The sequence below is a fragment of the Candidatus Omnitrophota bacterium genome, assembly GCA_023819145.1.
Classification (GTDB): Bacteria; Omnitrophota; Gorgyraeia; order DTHP01; family DTHP01; genus JBFWKV01.
Window position 1 is genome coordinate 41,979 of sequence record JAMWCW010000010.1, and the last position, 17,334, is coordinate 59,312.

The 17,334-nt window shown below is 38.4% G+C and carries 14 protein-coding genes and 1 pseudogene; all 15 read left to right on the forward strand.

Features of this window, described 5'->3' with window-relative positions:
• Positions 1-14: 14 nt before the first annotated feature.
• Positions 15-1,229 carry a tyrosine--tRNA ligase gene (tyrS, locus tag NC818_05930; GenBank protein MCM8784291.1) on the forward strand — a complete coding sequence of 405 codons (1,215 nt, stop codon included), beginning with the start codon at positions 15-17 and terminating at the stop codon, positions 1,227-1,229.
• A gap of 87 nt (positions 1,230-1,316) precedes the next feature.
• Positions 1,317-2,279 (forward strand): hypothetical protein, encoded by a 963-nt coding sequence (locus NC818_05935; protein MCM8784292.1) that lies wholly within the window; start codon positions 1,317-1,319, stop codon positions 2,277-2,279.
• Between the two features lie 36 nt (positions 2,280-2,315).
• Complete coding sequence (locus NC818_05940) at positions 2,316-3,041, forward strand: NAD+ synthase (protein ID MCM8784293.1); 726 nt, start codon at positions 2,316-2,318, stop codon at positions 3,039-3,041.
• Positions 3,042-3,092: 51 nt separating this feature from the next.
• Complete coding sequence (locus NC818_05945; protein MCM8784294.1) at positions 3,093-3,578, forward strand: Lrp/AsnC family transcriptional regulator; 486 nt, start codon at positions 3,093-3,095, stop codon at positions 3,576-3,578.
• Between the two features lie 83 nt (positions 3,579-3,661).
• Positions 3,662-4,822 carry an aminotransferase class I/II-fold pyridoxal phosphate-dependent enzyme gene (locus tag NC818_05950; protein MCM8784295.1) on the forward strand — a complete coding sequence of 387 codons (1,161 nt, stop codon included), beginning with the start codon at positions 3,662-3,664 and terminating at the stop codon, positions 4,820-4,822.
• Positions 4,823-4,932: 110 nt separating this feature from the next.
• Positions 4,933-6,261, forward strand: coding sequence for a glutamine synthetase family protein (locus tag NC818_05955; GenBank protein MCM8784296.1), 1,329 nt, complete (start codon positions 4,933-4,935; stop codon positions 6,259-6,261).
• 29 nt (positions 6,262-6,290) lie between these two features.
• Complete coding sequence (ilvD, locus tag NC818_05960) at positions 6,291-7,946, forward strand: dihydroxy-acid dehydratase (protein MCM8784297.1); 1,656 nt, start codon at positions 6,291-6,293, stop codon at positions 7,944-7,946.
• Between the two features lie 173 nt (positions 7,947-8,119).
• Positions 8,120-9,390: pseudogene (locus NC818_05965) on the forward strand (transaldolase family protein).
• An 84-nt stretch (positions 9,391-9,474) separates the two neighbouring features.
• The gene (ilvB, locus tag NC818_05970) at positions 9,475-11,145 is read left to right on the forward strand and encodes a biosynthetic-type acetolactate synthase large subunit (GenBank protein ID MCM8784298.1); all 1,671 of its coding nucleotides are present in this window, start codon (positions 9,475-9,477) and stop codon (positions 11,143-11,145) included.
• Between the two features lie 13 nt (positions 11,146-11,158).
• On the forward strand, positions 11,159-11,632 hold the full coding sequence (ilvN, locus tag NC818_05975; GenBank protein ID MCM8784299.1) for an acetolactate synthase small subunit: 474 nt from the start codon (positions 11,159-11,161) through the stop codon (positions 11,630-11,632).
• Between the two features lie 61 nt (positions 11,633-11,693).
• Complete coding sequence (ilvC, locus tag NC818_05980) at positions 11,694-12,686, forward strand: ketol-acid reductoisomerase (protein MCM8784300.1); 993 nt, start codon at positions 11,694-11,696, stop codon at positions 12,684-12,686.
• A 185-nt stretch (positions 12,687-12,871) separates the two neighbouring features.
• Positions 12,872-14,413 carry a hypothetical protein gene (locus tag NC818_05985; GenBank protein MCM8784301.1) on the forward strand — a complete coding sequence of 514 codons (1,542 nt, stop codon included), beginning with the start codon at positions 12,872-12,874 and terminating at the stop codon, positions 14,411-14,413.
• A gap of 27 nt (positions 14,414-14,440) precedes the next feature.
• A complete protein-coding gene (locus tag NC818_05990; GenBank protein ID MCM8784302.1) occupies positions 14,441-16,054 on the forward strand; it encodes a hypothetical protein in 1,614 nt (537 codons plus the stop codon).
• A complete protein-coding gene (locus NC818_05995) occupies positions 16,051-17,052 on the forward strand; it encodes a hypothetical protein (GenBank protein MCM8784303.1) in 1,002 nt (333 codons plus the stop codon). Before NC818_05990 ends, NC818_05995 begins: the two co-directional genes overlap by 4 nt.
• Positions 17,053-17,074: 22 nt before the next feature.
• The coding region (locus tag NC818_06000; protein ID MCM8784304.1) for a hypothetical protein at positions 17,075-17,334 on the forward strand (260 nt) is incomplete at its 3' end.

Below are 17,334 nucleotides of genomic sequence, written 5' to 3' on the forward strand. Positions count from 1 at the left end.
GGTGGGTATTGGTCATGGGAGAAGAGACTTTAAGGGAAAAAATAGAGAAAGACATAGAATTAATTCAGCGGGGAGCAGTGGACATTATTTCTCTGGAGGAGCTCCATCAAAAATTGAAAAATTTTTATGAGCGAGGGGTGCCCCTTAAGATAAAAGCAGGTTTTGACCCTTCAGCACCAGATTTACACCTTGGACACACTGTGCTTTTACGTAAACTAAAACTTTTTCAAGATTTGGGGCATGTGGTTTATTTCTTGATCGGCGATTTTACGGCGAGGATTGGGGATCCTTCTGGGCGCTCGGTTACAAGAAAGCCCCTTTCACGGGAGGAAGTAAAAAAGAATGTTTCTACTTACGAGAAACAAATTTTTAAGATTTTGGACAAGGGAAAGACAAAAATAGTCTATAATTCTTCTTGGTGTGAGAAAATGAAATTTGAAAATATTTTGGACCTTGCCTCCCGTTATACGGTGGCAAGACTTTTGGAACGCGATGATTTTTCTAAGCGTTATAAAGAGAATAGACCTATAACCTTACTTGAGTTTCTCTATCCACTAATTCAAGGTTACGATTCCGTAGTTTTGGATGCTGATTTAGAGATAGGAGGAACAGACCAGAAATTCAACCTTTTGGTAGGGCGTGAACTTATGCGGGATTACGGAAAGAGTCCACAGATAATTCTTACCATGCCTCTTCTGGAAGGTACCGATGGTAAAGAAAAAATGTCTAAGAGTTTAAATAATTACATTGGTATTGATGAAGATTCCCAGGAGATGTTTGGGAAAATAATGTCTATTCCGGATGAAATCATGCCCAAATATTACGAATTGCTTACAAATTTTCCTTTAGAGGTGTTAAAAAATACCCATCCCCGGGAGGCAAAATTAAATTTAGCCAAAGATATTGTTAGGCAGTATCATGGAGTAATAAAGGCAGAAGACGCTTTTGAGAATTTTGAGCGGGTTTTCAAAAGTAAGGAGGTTCCAGAAAACATCTTAGAGTTTAGAGTTCCACGTGGGGATTTGAAAAATGACCGTATCTGGATTGTTAAACTAATGCGCCTGTTGAATTTTGCTTCTACCAATGCCGAAGCAAGACGTTTAATTGAACAAGGTGGAGTGAGCCTTAATGGTGAGAAGATTACCAATTCCGATTTAGAAATAGAGCTTAAGAAACCGGTGGTACTTAAGGTAGGAAAGTTGAAATTTGCTAAAATTTTTTCTAAGTGAATACTGTTTTATTTTACGCTGTCCTCTGTATAACTCTTTAGTGGAATTCGCTTGCCTTTCCCCTTCTTCTAAAGTATAATTTTCTCTATGAAAATAAAGGCGTTAAGTCTTTTTTCTGGAGGATTAGATTCTACTTTAGCGACAAAAATAATCCTCGATTTAGGAATAGAATTAAAGGCGGTTTATTTTTACACAGTTTTCTGTCCGCATAGTAGGGATAAAGAAGGTTGTGAGCGAGTTATCCGGAATATAGCAGAAGAATTGGATGTTACTCTTGAAATAAAAGATGTTTCAGAAGAGTTCTTAGAAGTGGTTAAATCGCCTAAGTATGGTTACGGCAACAACTTAAATCCTTGTATTGATTGCAGAATTTTTATGCTCAAGAAGACAAAAGAATGTATGCTTGAGAACGATGCTAAGTTTGTGGTTACGGGTGAGGTGTTAGGAGAAAGACCGATGTCTCAGAATTTACGCAGTTTGGAATTGATAGACAGAGAAGCCGCTTTAGAGGGTTTTGTTTTGAGGCCACTTTCGGCAAAGTTATTAGAGCCAACCATTCCTGAAAAAGAGGGCTGGGTAGAGAGAGAAAAACTTTTTTCCATCCAGGGACGTTCACGGAAAAAACAATTTGAACTTTTGAAAAAATTAAATATTAAAAATTATTTAGAACCAGCAGGAGGTTGTCTTCTTACCGACCCAATTTTTTCTCAGAGGGTTGAAGAACTTTTAGAATATAACGAACTGGACTTAGATAATATTAATCTTCTAAAATTGGGGAGATATTTTCGTATCTCTTCAGGATTAAAACTAGTGGTGGGAAGAAATGAGGAGGATAATCGAAAATTGATAAATTTTGCTAAACCAAAAGATTTACTACTGCAGGTGATAGAAACACCAGGACCGGTTGCTTTAGCAAAAGGGGAAGATACCGATAAATTTATAAACGAGATTTCTAAAAAGGTTGCCTCTTATGCCGATAAGGTTAAAGGGGCAGTAAAAATTGTTTTAAAGAGAAAAGAACCTTTTCTGGAAGAGGTTCTAACTGTATAATCTGGTTTCTAATTATTATAAACGTATTTAGTTGAGATGATAAACTTGGATAAAAAGATAATTTCTTGGATAAAAAAGGAATTAAAGAATTCTGGAAAAAAAGGAATTGTTCTAGGATTGAGCGGAGGAGTTGACTCAGCGGTCACCGCAGTTTTGGCAAAACAGGCAGTAAAAGACAGCCTTTTATGTCTTGTGCTTCCTTGCGAAAGTTCACAAGAAGATTTGGATGATGCGACGCTTTTGTCTCAGATTTTTGGTCTGGCGACAAAGGTTGTTGATTTGACCGATAGTTATCGAAGGCTGACCCAGATTTTACCTACAGGTAATAGAATTGCTTATGCAAACTTAAAGGCAAGGTTAAGGATGCTTGTACTTTATTACTTTGCCAATAAACTTAACTATTTAGTTTGCGGAACCTCTAATAAATCAGAGTTACTCTGTGGATATTTTACAAAATTTGGAGACGGAGCAGCAGACATTCTCCCTTTAGGAGACCTTTTGAAGTCTCAGGTGAGAAGGCTGGCTAAAGAAATAGAAATACCGGAAAAAATAATTAATAAAATTCCTACCGCAGGACTCTGGCCCGGGCAGGCAGATGAAAAAGAATTAGGAATTAGCTATCAGGAGTTGGATGAGATATTGGAAGGATTGGAGAACAAAAAAAAGATTAAACCCTCACCCCGATTAAAGAAAATAAAGAGTTTAATAAAAAATACGGAACACAAACGGCAAATGCCAAGAATTTGTAAAATAGTTAAATAGTTTTCCATTTAACTTTTAAACAATTAATATTTAATTAATGGGGAGGTTAAAATGGATGAGATATTGGAGATTTTAGAAAAAGATGCCCGAACTACTCCAGAAGAAATAGCTAAGATGACTAACAGGAAGGTTTCTGAGGTAGTTAAGGCAATAAAGAAGTATGAGAAGGAAGGAATAATTCTTGGGTATAAAGCAATAATTAATCAGGAATTGATAAAAGATGAAGATAATGAAGTGCGCGCCCTGATTGAGGTAAATGTTACTCCGCAAAAGAATTTGGGTTTTGACCACATTGCGGAAAGAATTTATCAATTTCCCGAAGTAATAAGTTGTTATCTTGTTTCTGGAACATACGATTTACTTTTGGTTGTAGAGGGTAAAAACATCCACACTGTTTCCAATTTTGTTGCAGAAAAACTTTCTCCTTTAGAGAATGTGAGGGGAACGGTGACCCATTTCTTGTTGAAAAAATATAAAGAAAATGGAGTAATATTGAAACACAAGGAAGAAAATAGACGCATAGCGATTTCTTATTAAGGGTTTGCTTTGTTTTGTTAGTTGATTTTGTTTGTATATTGATTAATCCAAAAAGGATAACGATTTAAACGAATCCAATGGGAATAACGAAAATGGTTTCTAAACGCGTGGAAAATCTGGCACCTTCGGGTATCCGCCAATTTTTTGATTTAGTGTTAGGGATGAAGGAAGTAATTTCTCTGGGTGTGGGAGAACCAGATTTTGTTACTCCTTGGCATATCCGTGAGGCAGGGATTTATGCTTTAGAACAGGGATTTACTTCTTATACCTCCAACAAAGGGCTTTTTAAATTAAGACTCTCCATCTCACGCTTTCTTAAGAAGCGTTATGGCTTAGAATATGACCCGGAGGAAGAGATTTTGGTTACGGTAGGAACAAGTGAAGGATTGGATTTGGTTTTAAGAGCCATTCTTGAGCCAGAAGAGAAGGTACTTATCCCTCAGCCGAGTTATGTTTCTTATGGACCGGTTACCATTCTTGCCGGAGGAGAACCTGTTTATTTAGAAACAAGGTCAGCTGAAGGGTTCAAATTGCATCCTGAGACGATAGAAAAGGCATGTAAAAAAAATACCAAGGCAATAATTCTAAATTATCCTGCCAATCCTACAGGAGTTTCTTATACGAAAAAAGAACTAGAAGAGATAAAGAAAATTATCCTAAAGAAAAACCTTTTAGTAATTAGTGATGAAATATACGATGAATTGACTTATGATTTTTCGCATACCCCTTTTGCTTCGTTGAAAGGGGTAAAGGATAATACAATTTATCTAAACGGTTTTTCTAAAGCATATGCTATGACGGGCTGGCGTGTGGGTTATGTTTGTGGCAGAAAGGAGATTATCTCTGCAATGAACAAGATACATCAGTATACAATAATGTGTGTTCCAATTATAAGTCAAATGGCCGCTTCTGAAGCGTTGGAAAGTGGCCAAAAACAAGTGGAAGAGATGAAAAATGAGTATAGAAGAAGGAGAGAGTTTGTGGTTCAGAGGTTGAATGAGATAGGACTTGAATGTTTTAAACCCCAAGGAGCGTTTTATGTTTTTCCTGTTATCAATAAAACCGGATTAAGTTCTTTAGAATTTGCTAACCATCTTTTAAAAGAAGAGAAAGTAGCAGTTGTTCCCGGAACTGCTTTTGGTTCTTGTGGAGAGGGTTTTGTAAGAATTTCCTATGCAGCAAGTATGGATAAACTTAAGGAAGCAATGAAACGCATAGAGTCTTTTCTCAAAAAATGTTGTTAATTTAAGATGAATTTAGATCCTAAACACAGAGTCCATATTTCTGAAAAGCGACATCAGTTCTGAGTTTATTTAGGGTTTATTGTAACAATATTTGATAATGGAGGAGAAAGATGGCAGTAAGAACGAAACAGGATATTTTGAAAGTGGTTAAAGAGAAGAAGGTGAAATTTATTCGTTTATGGTTTACCGATGTGCTTGGTTTTTTGAAGGGGTTCACTATTACCATAAACGAACTACCGCGTGCCTTGGAAGATGGAATGGGATTTGACGGCTCTTCTATTGAGGGATTTGCACGTATAGAAGAATCGGATATGATTGCTCGTCCTGACCTTCGGACATTTGCTATTTTACCTTGGGAGTCGAAAGAAGAACCTATTGCCAGGATGTTTTGTGATATTTATACTCCAAGGGGTAATCCCTTTGAAGCAGACCCGCGCTTTGTGCTGAAGAAAAATTTAGAACGAGCGAAGAAAATGGGATTTACATTTTATGTAGGTCCGGAATTGGAATTTTTCTATTTTAACAATCCAAAAAATACAATTTTTTTGGATAGAGGAAGTTATTTTGACCTTACTCCTTTAGACATTGCGCAGAGTGTAAGAAATGACACTGTGAATGCCTTGGAAGAATCAGGAATTATTGTTGAATATAGCCACCATGAAGTATCTTCCAGTCAGCATGAGATTGACCTGCGTTATAACGAAGCACTTCTCATGGCAGATAGTGTGATGACTTATCGGTTAGCAGTTAAGGAAATTGCCCAACAGAAAGGGCTCCATGCTACCTTTATGCCCAAGCCAGTTTATGGGATAAATGGCTCGGGAATGCATACGCACCAGTCTCTATTCAAGGGAGACAAAAATGCTTTTTTTGACCCTAAAGATAAATTGCATTTGTCTCAAATAGCAAAATATTTTATTGCGGGTCTTTTAAAACATGCTCAGGAAATCACTTCCATAACCAATCAATGGGTCAATTCTTACAAACGCCTTGTCCCTGGCTATGAGGCGCCGGTATATATCTGTTGGGCACAGATGAACCGTTCGGCACTTATTCGTGTTCCGATGTATAAACCCGGGAAAGAAAAATCGATGCGTGTGGAGTATCGTGCACCTGACCCTGCGTGTAATCCCTATTTAGCCTTTTCGGTGATGCTTGCTGCTGGACTGGAGGGTATAGAGAAAAAATACGAACTTCCTCCTTCTGCCAATGATAATATCTATGAAATGACAGAAGAAGAGAGAAGGAAGGCAAAGATTGGTTCATTGCCTGAGGATTTGTATGAGGCAATAAAAATCACCGAGAGGTCAGAGTTGGTAAAAAGAGCGCTTGGCGAGAGAGTTTTTGAATACTTTATCCGGAATAAAAAGATGGAGTGGGACGAATATAAAGCACAGGTAACACATTACGAAATAGAGAAATATTTACCGATATTGTAAGATATTGTAAAACATGAAAGGAGTAAGCTATGCGGAGTGATATTTATAAAGGGTCTTACCAATTTGCTCCTCATCGAGCACTTCTTTATGCAACGGGGATTTCAAGAAGAGACTTGCATAAACCGTTCATCGCGGTGGCCACTGCTTATACCGATATCATTCCCGGCCATGTCCATATGCGTTCTCTGGAACGCTCCATTGAACGGGGGATTATGGCAGGAGGAGGTGTGCCTTTTTTCTTTGGTGTTCCTGGGATTTGTGATGGTATTGCCATGGGACACTCGGGCATGAAATATTCGCTTGCCTCCCGAGAATTAATTGCCGATATAGTTGAAACAGTGATCAATGCCCATGCTTTAGACGGGCTTGTTTGTCTTACTAACTGTGATAAGATAACTCCAGGTATGCTTATGGCTTGTGCAAGACTAAATATTCCCACAATAGTGGTGACTGCGGGACCAATGTTGGGAGGAAGATATAAGCAACAACGGCTTGCTTTGGTCAGAGGTGCATTTGAGGCGGTGGGTAGATTTGAGAAAAAAGAAATAGACAGAAAAGAGTTGGAGGAAGTAGAGTTATGTGCCTGTCCGGGTGCAGGTTCTTGTCAGGGACTCTATACTGCCAATACTATGGCTTGTTTGACGGAAGCAATGGGAATGAGTCTCCCAGGTTGTGCCACTGCTTTAGCAGTTTCGGCAAAAAAATTACGCATTGCTCAAGAAAGCGGAGAAAGGATCGTGGAGTTGGTAAAAGAAAACATTACTCCACGTAAGATTATGAACCTTAAAAGTTTCAAAAATGCCATTACCGTGGATATGGCTTTGGGGGGTTCTACCAATACTGTTTTACATCTTATGGCCATTGCTCAAGAGGCGAAGGTAAAACTTGATTTGGATTTGTTTGATGAAATAAGCAGAAAAACCCCCAACATCGCTTGTATTGAACCTGCAGGTGAATATTTTATGGAAGATTTGGAATACGCCGGTGGAATTCCCGCGGTGCTTAAACGCTTAGAAGGTTTTTTGGAAGATAATTTTACAGTTTCTGGTAGAAGAATAAAAGAGATTGCCAAAGAGGCAGTAATTTTTGATGAGGAGGTAATTCGTCCTTTAGAACGTGCCTATCGTTTTGAGGGCGGGATTGCTATTTTAAAAGGAAATCTTGCTCCGGAAGGGGCGGTAGTAAAACAATCTGCGGTAAGTGAAAAGGTTTTGAAGTTTAGAGGTAGAGCCAAAGTTTTTGATTCTGAAGAATCCGCTATGAAATTTATTTTACAGCGAAAGATTAAGGAAAAGAGCGTGATTGTCATTAGATACGAAGGTCCTAAAGGTGGTCCTGGAATGAGAGAGATGCTTAGTCCTACTTCTGCCATTGCGGGTATGGGATTAGCAGAGTCTGTCGCTTTAATTACCGATGGAAGATTTTCCGGAGGGACCCGCGGTCCATGTATTGGGCATATTTCACCTGAAGCAGCCGAAGGCGGTCCTCTGGCTATCTTAAAGGATGGCGATGTGGTTAATATCGATATTCCCGCAAGAAAACTTGAAGTGGAATTAGACCGACATCAGATAGAAAGACGCTTGAAAATGCTTAAGCCATTTACCCCCAAAGTAAAATCAGGTTATCTTTTCCGCTATACCAAAGAAGTTACCTCAGCTTCAAGTGGAGCGGTGTTTAAGGAATAGGAGTTTGGTTTTAGTTGCGTATCTTTTAGGTTTTGAGTAGAAAGAATTTTCTAAGTTCTAAATGTAATTTCCGTGCCCACCTTGACATAAACAAAATCATATGCTATCTTTAATTTTGTAGAGTTTTATATTTATTTTCATCCTGCCAGAATATTTTAAAAGGTACATAAGCGATGAAAAAAAAGGGTTTAGTTTTTTGGTTTGCTACCTTGACTTATTTATCTCTCCTCTTGCCTCAAACAGTCTTGTGTCGTAGAGTAAAAGATGATTTGTCCTTGCGGATTAACGCCGTGGTCAAGGCAATACAGGCACAGGGTACGCAGGTCTGGGTGGATACTGCCGAGCCTACAGAGGTTAAAAAAGCGGTAGATTTAGGAGCTAGCGGTGGCACTTCTAATCCCGCACTCATTACTGAGGCGATTAGAAAAAATCCCCAAATTTACGAAAAAAGAATTCTCACTTTGGCAGATAAATATTTAAAAGGTCCGAGAATGTACACAGAGCGTCTTTTGGATATGGGAAGGACTTTAGAAAGATTAAACATAGATGAAGACCCTTTGCTCAAAGCAGTTTTGCTGGAACTTACTGCCGATTTGTTAGAAAGTGCCTTAAAGGGATTCTCCGGCCCCATAAGTTGGGAAGTTGACCCTCGCTTTCATAACGATACAGAGGCGATGGTAGAGGAGGCGAATTTAATTTATCAAATAGCTGAGGAGAGAGGTTTAGATGTAGAGAGAATTTTTATAAAAATTCCCGCTACCGAGGCAGGTTTAAAAACGACGGAAATTCTTATCGCTTCTGGAATAAATGTAAATTTGACTCTAGTTTTTCCATTGCCCAGGCACTTGAGGGTTTGAGAAGATTTGAGATAGGTATACAAAAAGCCCAAGAATCCGGTTTAGAGAATGATAAGATTAAGATGTGCATTAGTCCGTTTTTAGGAAGATGGGATGATTTTTTGGCAAGAGAGGGCAATGATATAAAAGATTATCAAGGTAATCCTATAGCAGGCATATATTTTGCAAAGCTCCTCCAAAAAAGGTACTTAGCAGAAATAGAACAAGGAGGGTACTCATTTTCTCACAGGCCCCAAATAATTACGGCAAGTATAAGAAATACAAATCATATCCAGCATTTGCTGGGAGCAGACATTTTTGCTATTCCCCCCACGGTTTTATCTTCAGCGGAGTTTGCTTTGCTTCCTATAGAGAAAAGAACCACAGATGAGCCTGTAGCTGATGAATTATTAGCGAGATTATTAGAGAACGAGTTATTTGCGAGGTCAATGAAAGACATGATTTCTTTTGAAGAAGGTGGTTTAACTCTTTACGAAATTGACCACCATCCCCTCGTTGTAGAAGGTAACTTTAAATTTATCCAACCCTATAAGGAACTACTGGAGTTAATTGAGAAAGTATTAACTTCTGGTTTTACTCTTCCCTAAACGTTAGATAATTTATTTGCAAAGGTGCTTCTCTTTTGTTATAATTGCAACAAATAAATTAAACCATTTTTCAATTTTTAAAATATGAAACTTACGGGAGCAAAAATTTTAGCAGAGAGTTTACGCAAGGAAGGCGTAGAAGTGATGTTTGGTTATCCTGGGGGGTCAGTTTTGCCCATTTTTGATGTGCTTTATGATTCTCCCCTAAGATTTATTTTGACGCGTCACGAACAAGGGGCAGCGCACGCTGCCGATGGTTATGCCCGAGCTACAGGAAAGGTAGGAGTTTGTATTGCTACCTCTGGTCCGGGAGCCACTAATCTTACCACGGGCATTGCTAATGCCTATATGGATTCTATTCCCATTGTGGCTATCACCGGACAGGTAAAAACATTTTTGATTGGTAATGATGCTTTCCAGGAAGCAGATGTTACAGGAATAACCCGTCCGATTACTAAATACAATTATTTGGTAAAAGACGTTAAAGACCTTGCTCTTGTTGTGAGAGAGGCTTTTTATATTGCTTCTACAGGAAGACCTGGTCCGGTTTTAATTGACCTGCCCGTGGATGTGCAATTGCAAGAAACGGAATTCATCTGGCCCCAGGAGGTTAATATTCGGGGATACAAACCTACTTACTTTGGGCATTTGGGGCAGATTAAGAAATTAGCTAAGGCAATCACTGAAGCCAAAAAACCCATTTTTTACATTGGAGGAGGGGTGATTTCTTCAGGAGCGAGTCGAGAGTTAAAATCACTTGCGGAAAGCCTCAAAATTCCCGTGGCTTCAACTTTAATGGGACTGGGTGGTTTTCCGGGAACACATGAACTCTTTTTAGGGATGTTAGGTATGCACGGCACGGTTTACGCTAATTTAGCAATTCAGAATGCGGATTTGGTTATTTCAGTGGGGGCGCGTTTTGATGACCGTGTTACGGGAAAAGTGGATGCTTTTGCACCTTATGCAAAAATTGTGCATATTGATATAGACCCCGCTTCTATCAGTAAGAATGTTAAAGTAGATATTCCTATTGTGGGAGATGCGAAGAATGTTTTGGGGCAATTGCAAGGAGAAATTAAAGAATTTCCTGATACGGCTAATTGGCTTAAACAGATTAATGAATGGAGGTTGAACAACCCTTTAAGATATAAAGATGATGGGAAGCTCAAACCTCAGTATGTAGTGGAGCAGATTTATGAAGCAACAAAAGGCGAGGCAATTATTACTACGGAAGTAGGACAAAACCAGATGTGGGCAGCCCAGTGGTATAAGTATAATAAACCGCGCACATTTATTTCTAGTGGTGGGTTGGGGACGATGGGGTTTGGTTTTCCTGCGGCAATGGGTGCAAAAGTTGGCTGTCCTGAGAAACAAGTTTTCGATATTGCAGGAGACGGCTCAATTCAGATGAATATTCAGGAATTGGCTACCTGTGTCTGTAATCATATAAATGTCAAAGTGGCAATTCTTAATAATGGTTATTTAGGAATGGTAAGACAGTGGCAGGAATTATTTTACAAAAGACGTTATTCTCACACCTGCCTTAATAATCCCGATTTTGTGAAATTGGCAGAGAGTTATGGAGCGGTGGGGATACGTGTGACCAAAAAAGAGGAAGTCCGTCCGGCAATCGAGAAGGCACTTTCTATAGACAATACTGTATTTATCGATTTCCAGGTTGAGCCAGAAGAGAATGTTTTTCCCATGGTTCCCGCTGGAGAGGCGATTGATAGAATGATTGGCGGAATGGCGTGAAAATATAAAATAAATGAAACATACTATATCGGTTTTAGTAGAGAACAGACCAGGAGTTTTAGCAAGGATTTCCGGTCTTTTTAGTGCTCGGGGATTTAATATCGATTCTTTAGCTGTTGGAGAGACCGAAGACCCGACGGTTTCTCGAATGACCCTCGTGGTAGATGCAAAGGATGAAAGAATATTAGAGCAAATAATAAAACAACTGCGTAAACTCATTGATACTATTTCGGTAATTGACCTTACCAAGAAGAATTTTATTCACCGTGAGCTTGCCTTAGTGAAGATAAGTTTTAATAAAGAGGATAAAGTCAAAATTACTTCTCTGGTGCATAAATATAAAGCCGAACTTTTAGAGATTCGCGAAGATTTGGCTATTGTGGAAATATGCGCGGAATCAGAAAAAGTAAAAAGTTTTTTGGAAGAGTTAAAAGTATTTGGAATAAAAGAATTGATGCGCACCGGAAGAGTGGCAATGGCAAAGTAGTGTGGTGAGTTGAATTGTTTAATGGTTATTTTTTATTTAACCCATCAAAAAGGAGGAATTAATGGCTAAGATTTATTATGACCAAGATGCGGATTTAGAGATTTTAAAAGATAAAACGATTGCCATTATTGGATATGGGATTCAAGGAAGAGGTCAGGCGCTCTGTTTAAGAGATTCCGGATGCAAAGTAGTGGTTTCCGAATTAGAAGGAACTCCAAATTTTGAACAAGCAAAGAAAGACGGTTTTGAACCAGTTTCGGCCTTTGAAGCAGCAAAACAAGCAGAGATTATCCAGATTTTAACTCAAGACCATGTGCAAGCAAAGGTATATAAAGAAGCCATTCGTCCTCATTTAAAAAAAGGTAAAGCCCTCTGTTTTTCTCACGGTTTTAATATTCGTTTTAAACAGATAAAGCCACCCAAAAAGATAGATGTCTTTATGGTTGCTCCTAAAGGGCCGGGTGCTTTGGTAAGAAAGATGTATGAAGAAGGTAAAGGAGTGCCTTCATTAGTGGCAGTATACCAAGATGCAAGCGGATGTGCTTTAAAACTTGCTTTAGCTTATGCTAAAGCAATTGGTGCTACAAAAGCAGGAGTGATTGAGACTACCTTTGCTGAAGAGACTGAAACCGATTTATTTGGAGAGCAAACTGTTCTCTGTGGAGGAGTTACCGCTCTTATTACTGCCGGGTTTGATGTTTTAGTAGAGGCAGGATATCAACCCGAAATTGCCTATTTTGAAGTTTTACATGAGCTGAAGCTTATTACGGACTTAATTCAAGAGTACGGAATTTCAGGAATGCGGAGAAGAGTTTCTAATACTGCTTGCTATGGAGACCTTACCCGTGGTCCAAAGATTATCACAGAAAAGACACGCAAATTGATGCGTAGGATACTCAAAGATATTAAATCCGGTAAATTTGCTCGGGAATGGATAAAGGAAAATGAAATAGGTAGACCTCTTTTTAATAAACTTCTGGAAGAAGCAGATAAACATCGCATTGAAGAAGTAGGTAAAGTCTTGCGGGAAATGATGCCTTGGATGAAAAAGTAAAGGTTAAGTAAAACCCTTCCCGAAAATTGGCATTAATTTTGCTCATCTCTATTTTTTTATCCTCTTCATTTACAAGTTTATAAAGTATTCCTACCCCTTGTCAAAAGCCTAAATTCATGTTATATCTTCTTAAGGAAGATATTTATTATTATAAAATATAACCACATATTAACCGGGAGGATAAGATGGTGGGTTCGCGGAAATTTAAAGTGCTCCTTGTAGCAATAATTTCTTTTCTCATGACAGCGAATCAATTGTTTGCCCGCCGTCTGCAGACACCTCATGCTCCTTTTATGGAAAAACTGCTTAAATCTTTAGAGGAAGATACACCGGTAGAAGAAGCAATTCAACCCGATTTTTTTGCTAAGAACTGGGAATCTCTTGATGTCGGTATAAGGATTGGTTTTAGGGAAAATACTTTCTTGGAAATAAGAGAATCTAAAGGCGAGGTATTAGTGATGCAGTTATTTGGAATGCTTACTGCTGAAGATAAGGCGAATTTGCGGATTATCGAAGAGAATATTGAAGAGGAATGTAATAATAAATATCGGGACAATATACCTGCAATAGTTTTTTTGGATGTTTCGGGAAAGATAATGGAGCGAAAGGAAATAGAAGGAGTATATAGTATACTTAGCCTTCCTGCTGAGGATTTTGCTTTATTTATAAAAGACATCCGTAGCGGAGGAATTAATGCTTTACCTATTGAAATAGTTGAAATAATCGATGAGTGCACTGATACCTTGGAGAGATATATAAAATATGGTTTGATTGATATAAGTTCTTTACCAACGAACAGAAAAGAATTTATAGAACTTCTTCACGAGGCAATAGAAGAAATGGAGAGAGATATTGTCCAAGATAAGGAGATATTGGAGGTAATTGAGGAAGATATTTTTAGCGTGATTGACTTATTCCTGGGAGAGTATGGAGAAATTATTTTTCGGAATTTTTACCGCGAGGTGCTTGAACCTTGTAATCATTCACTCAAGTCGCAATATACGCTTAGAGATTTAGCAACCAATGGATTTGCGCAAATTAGCCAAACGGTGCTAAAACACGGCATTTTAATTGAATTAAGTCCCAGTGCTTTTATTGAGTTTAGATTAAGTGATGACACGGGCATTGTGAATGTCGTAGGTACCAGTCTAAAGGGAGGGTTACCCTCTTTAGGGATGGTTATAGAGAAATTCTTTAAATTATGTGAGGAAAAAGGATTGGATGTGCATATCTTACATGGAGCGATGGTTTCATCCATAGAACCACTTCGCGATGCTTTTGGCATTACGCATCTTTCTGAAGGAGAATTTTCTCTTTTGGTCAAAGACATTAAAGCAGGTGGGAATGCTTCGGGATACTTTGGCGTAGGAGAAAAATTAATTGATTTTGTCGCCGCAATGTATGATGACCTCATAAATTACGAATTTGAAAGGCTCGGTCTTAATGTGGAGGACTTGTTTATGAATAAGATAAAACTTTCTGCCTATATTGAGGCGATTATAAGAGCCTATGAGGTACTAATTACCAAGTATAAGGCAGAGGTTGATATTATTATTTCAGGAGAAAAAATCTCTCATGAAGAAATAGAAAGAAGAATAAATAGATACAAGGAATATTTAAAATCGCTCTTTACGGGAAAAGGCAATATTATCTACCGTATTTTTTATCGCGATTTCTTGCGCACCGACCCTCTGGTAATAAGAATTATAAAAAGCGAAACAGATTAAATCAAAGAGCATAAAAATTTTCTAAAGATGGGAAAGATAAAGTGTTTCAGGTTAATAATGACAAAATTTGTTTTCTTTAAATTTTGGGTAAGTTTATTAATTTTATTTAATTTTTCTTTTCTTTGTCTTCTGGATGAGACCGCTCTTTGCTTTCGTAGAGTAAGGGATAGAGGAGCGGTTTTAGTTTATCCTGAGGAGCCCATCTTTATCAAGGTTTCTTCTCCCCGGCTAGAATTAGCTGATATGTCCCCAGAACTTAAAGAGGTGGTTAGTTGGTTAGAAAATTATTTAAGAACACAAGGTTTTGGTTTTGCCCTTGATTATTTTGATCCCGATACGGTGCTTATATCTTTAGAAGAGGATACGGTTAGATACAGTAAAGAAATGCCTGAATTGTTAACGCAAACGCTGGCAGGTAACTGGACAGTTATTTTTCAACAGTTAGTTCATCACGGACGTGACCTACAGGTTGAATTTGCCACCCGCGATAGAGCGACAGGTGAACTTAAAATAACGACTCTTGTTTTTAAAGGAGCAGGTCGAGGGAGGGTGCATGCTTATATCAGTGGTTTGGTAAATGGTATGGAGACTGTTTACCAGAGGCCATTTTATATCAGAGTTCCCAAGGTATTAAAGGACTTTTCTTTGGGACGTAAAGAGGTCGAACGTTTATATGCGGAAGAAAGCGAGAGAACCCAGTTTAGCACGCACGCCTTTATTGGAGGAATGGACTATGGATATGCGGTCGCCGAGTATAAACGTGCTTTAGCAATCCATAAGCTGTTATTTGAATTAGATGGTAACCCCGCGGGAATCCCTTTGTATACCGGGATAAATTTAATTGAAGAGATTCCTGTAAAACGGGAGGGTGAATTATTTATGGTATCAAGAGAGGATTTTCTTACTACTCCGGGAATATTGACCTGGAAAGAACTTCTGGCAGTTGCCTATGAGTTAAGAGAGAGAGTGAGGAATTATTCCCAAGATTTAAAAGTAGTGGAGCAATATTTAGATTTACTCTGGAGCAATGATTATCCGTATACCATAGAAAATAACCCCCGGTTGATGGAAAGGGTAAGAAGTTTGGTAAAGAGAGAGATGCTTATGACTACGCTTACCAAATGGGAAACCTCCAATTTCCGGGTTTGGGATTGGAGTCGTTATGATGCAGAGATACTGGAATATATAAGACTTATTTATGGCGTGAGCGAATGGAATGGATATTCTGCACGCGAAGTAGTAGAAAGATTTACTCGCTCTCTTGCCCGAACTTTAGGGGCAATACACGGCGCAGGAGGTGCTTTGAGCAACGATACCGAATTTACCTCTTCGGTTGCTTCCAAGGATATTAGTTTAAGTGGCGAGATGCAGGATTTTATGGATTCTGCCTATATTCCTTTCTTTGGTGCAGACCCTGAAATTTCTGGAATAGATCTTAGTGCTTGGCAGGCAGATGACCGTCGTTTTGCATTACAGTGTATAAGGGGATTTTGCGATAAGCTGTATTCTGCTTTAGATGAAAATGGGATATTAACCTATCCCGATTCTTTGGATAGTTTGTATCTAAGGATTTTCAATGAGGTATACGCTGAGTATTACGAGCGTGCTAAAGAGTACATGCAATTAAAAGCAGATTTATGAAAAAGGAAATTTTTGGTTTTAAAATTCTGTTTCTGTTCTTTATAAGCATTGCGCTTACGGATCTCTTTACTCTACGGTTCTTTGAAAATTCAGATAATGGAGGAATAAATCTGGGAGCGAGAAGATTGAAAGATGCAAATAGTGTATTCAGCACTTTGCTTGAGGTTATTAGAGGAATTGGCTACAGAAAGAAAGGAGAGGAAATTAGCAGGCGGATAACAGAAGTTTTCCCTCGTTTAGGAGATTTACAATCTTTATCTACTCATGAGAAAATTACTGCTCTTGCGGTAATGATAGAAAAAGAGATAAGGTACGATGAATCGGTATTTGAATTGCCGAATGTGCTTCAAGATAAGAAAGCGAATTGCTTAGGCTATGCTCAACTGGTCTATGTTTTAGGTAGGGCTTTGGGTTTGGAAGTAGCTATAATTTCAGCTTATCTGGACCACTTATCCAATTTAATAAAATTATACAGGGATTATATAATTTTGGATTTAACTCCTATAGAAGGATATTACAAAAGTAAAGTTTTTAGTTGGGAAGATAATTATACAAAGGTAGGGTCGGTATGGATTCTTAAAGAAGGTAGCCCGATAGAGGACGGTTTAAGAATTATCCAATTGTTAGATGAAAGAGGAATAATTGCTGTAAGGTATAACAGTCGCGGGGTTTCCAAAGTAAACGCTAGTGATCGTCAAGAGGCAATTAACGATTTTACAAGAGCCATTAGGTTTTATCCTGATTTTGCTCTGGCGTATTACAATCGTGCGGTTTCCCAAGCTAATTTAGGTTTAGATAGAGAAGCAATCAGTGATTATTATAGAGCCATTGAACTCAATCCCTGTTTTGCATTGGCATATTTGGGCCGTGGTTTAATGAGGTACTATGCACTTCATCAAAAAGAGGAAGCCTTAGCAGATTTTAGAGAAGCACTGCGCTTAGACCCGAAGTTATCTGAGCAGTTTCCTAAAGAAATACTAGCATTGTTAGATAAATGACGATGGATAAGGCAAATTTAAGATGAAAAAGGTTAGTTTAAAAATTATGTGGTTGATTATTGTGGTTATAATTTTTTTATGTTCGCAACCCACGGATGCAAGGAGAGTAAAAGATAATATTGGTTTCTCAAGTTCTTTACATAAGACGCTTCTTGCTATCGGCTACGAAGAGAAGGCAGAAGAAATTATTGCTTTGATAAAAGAGGTTTTTCCTGATTTGGAGGAACTAAAGACATTACCTGTTGAGGAAAGAATTGAACAACTGGCTTTGATGATAAAGGA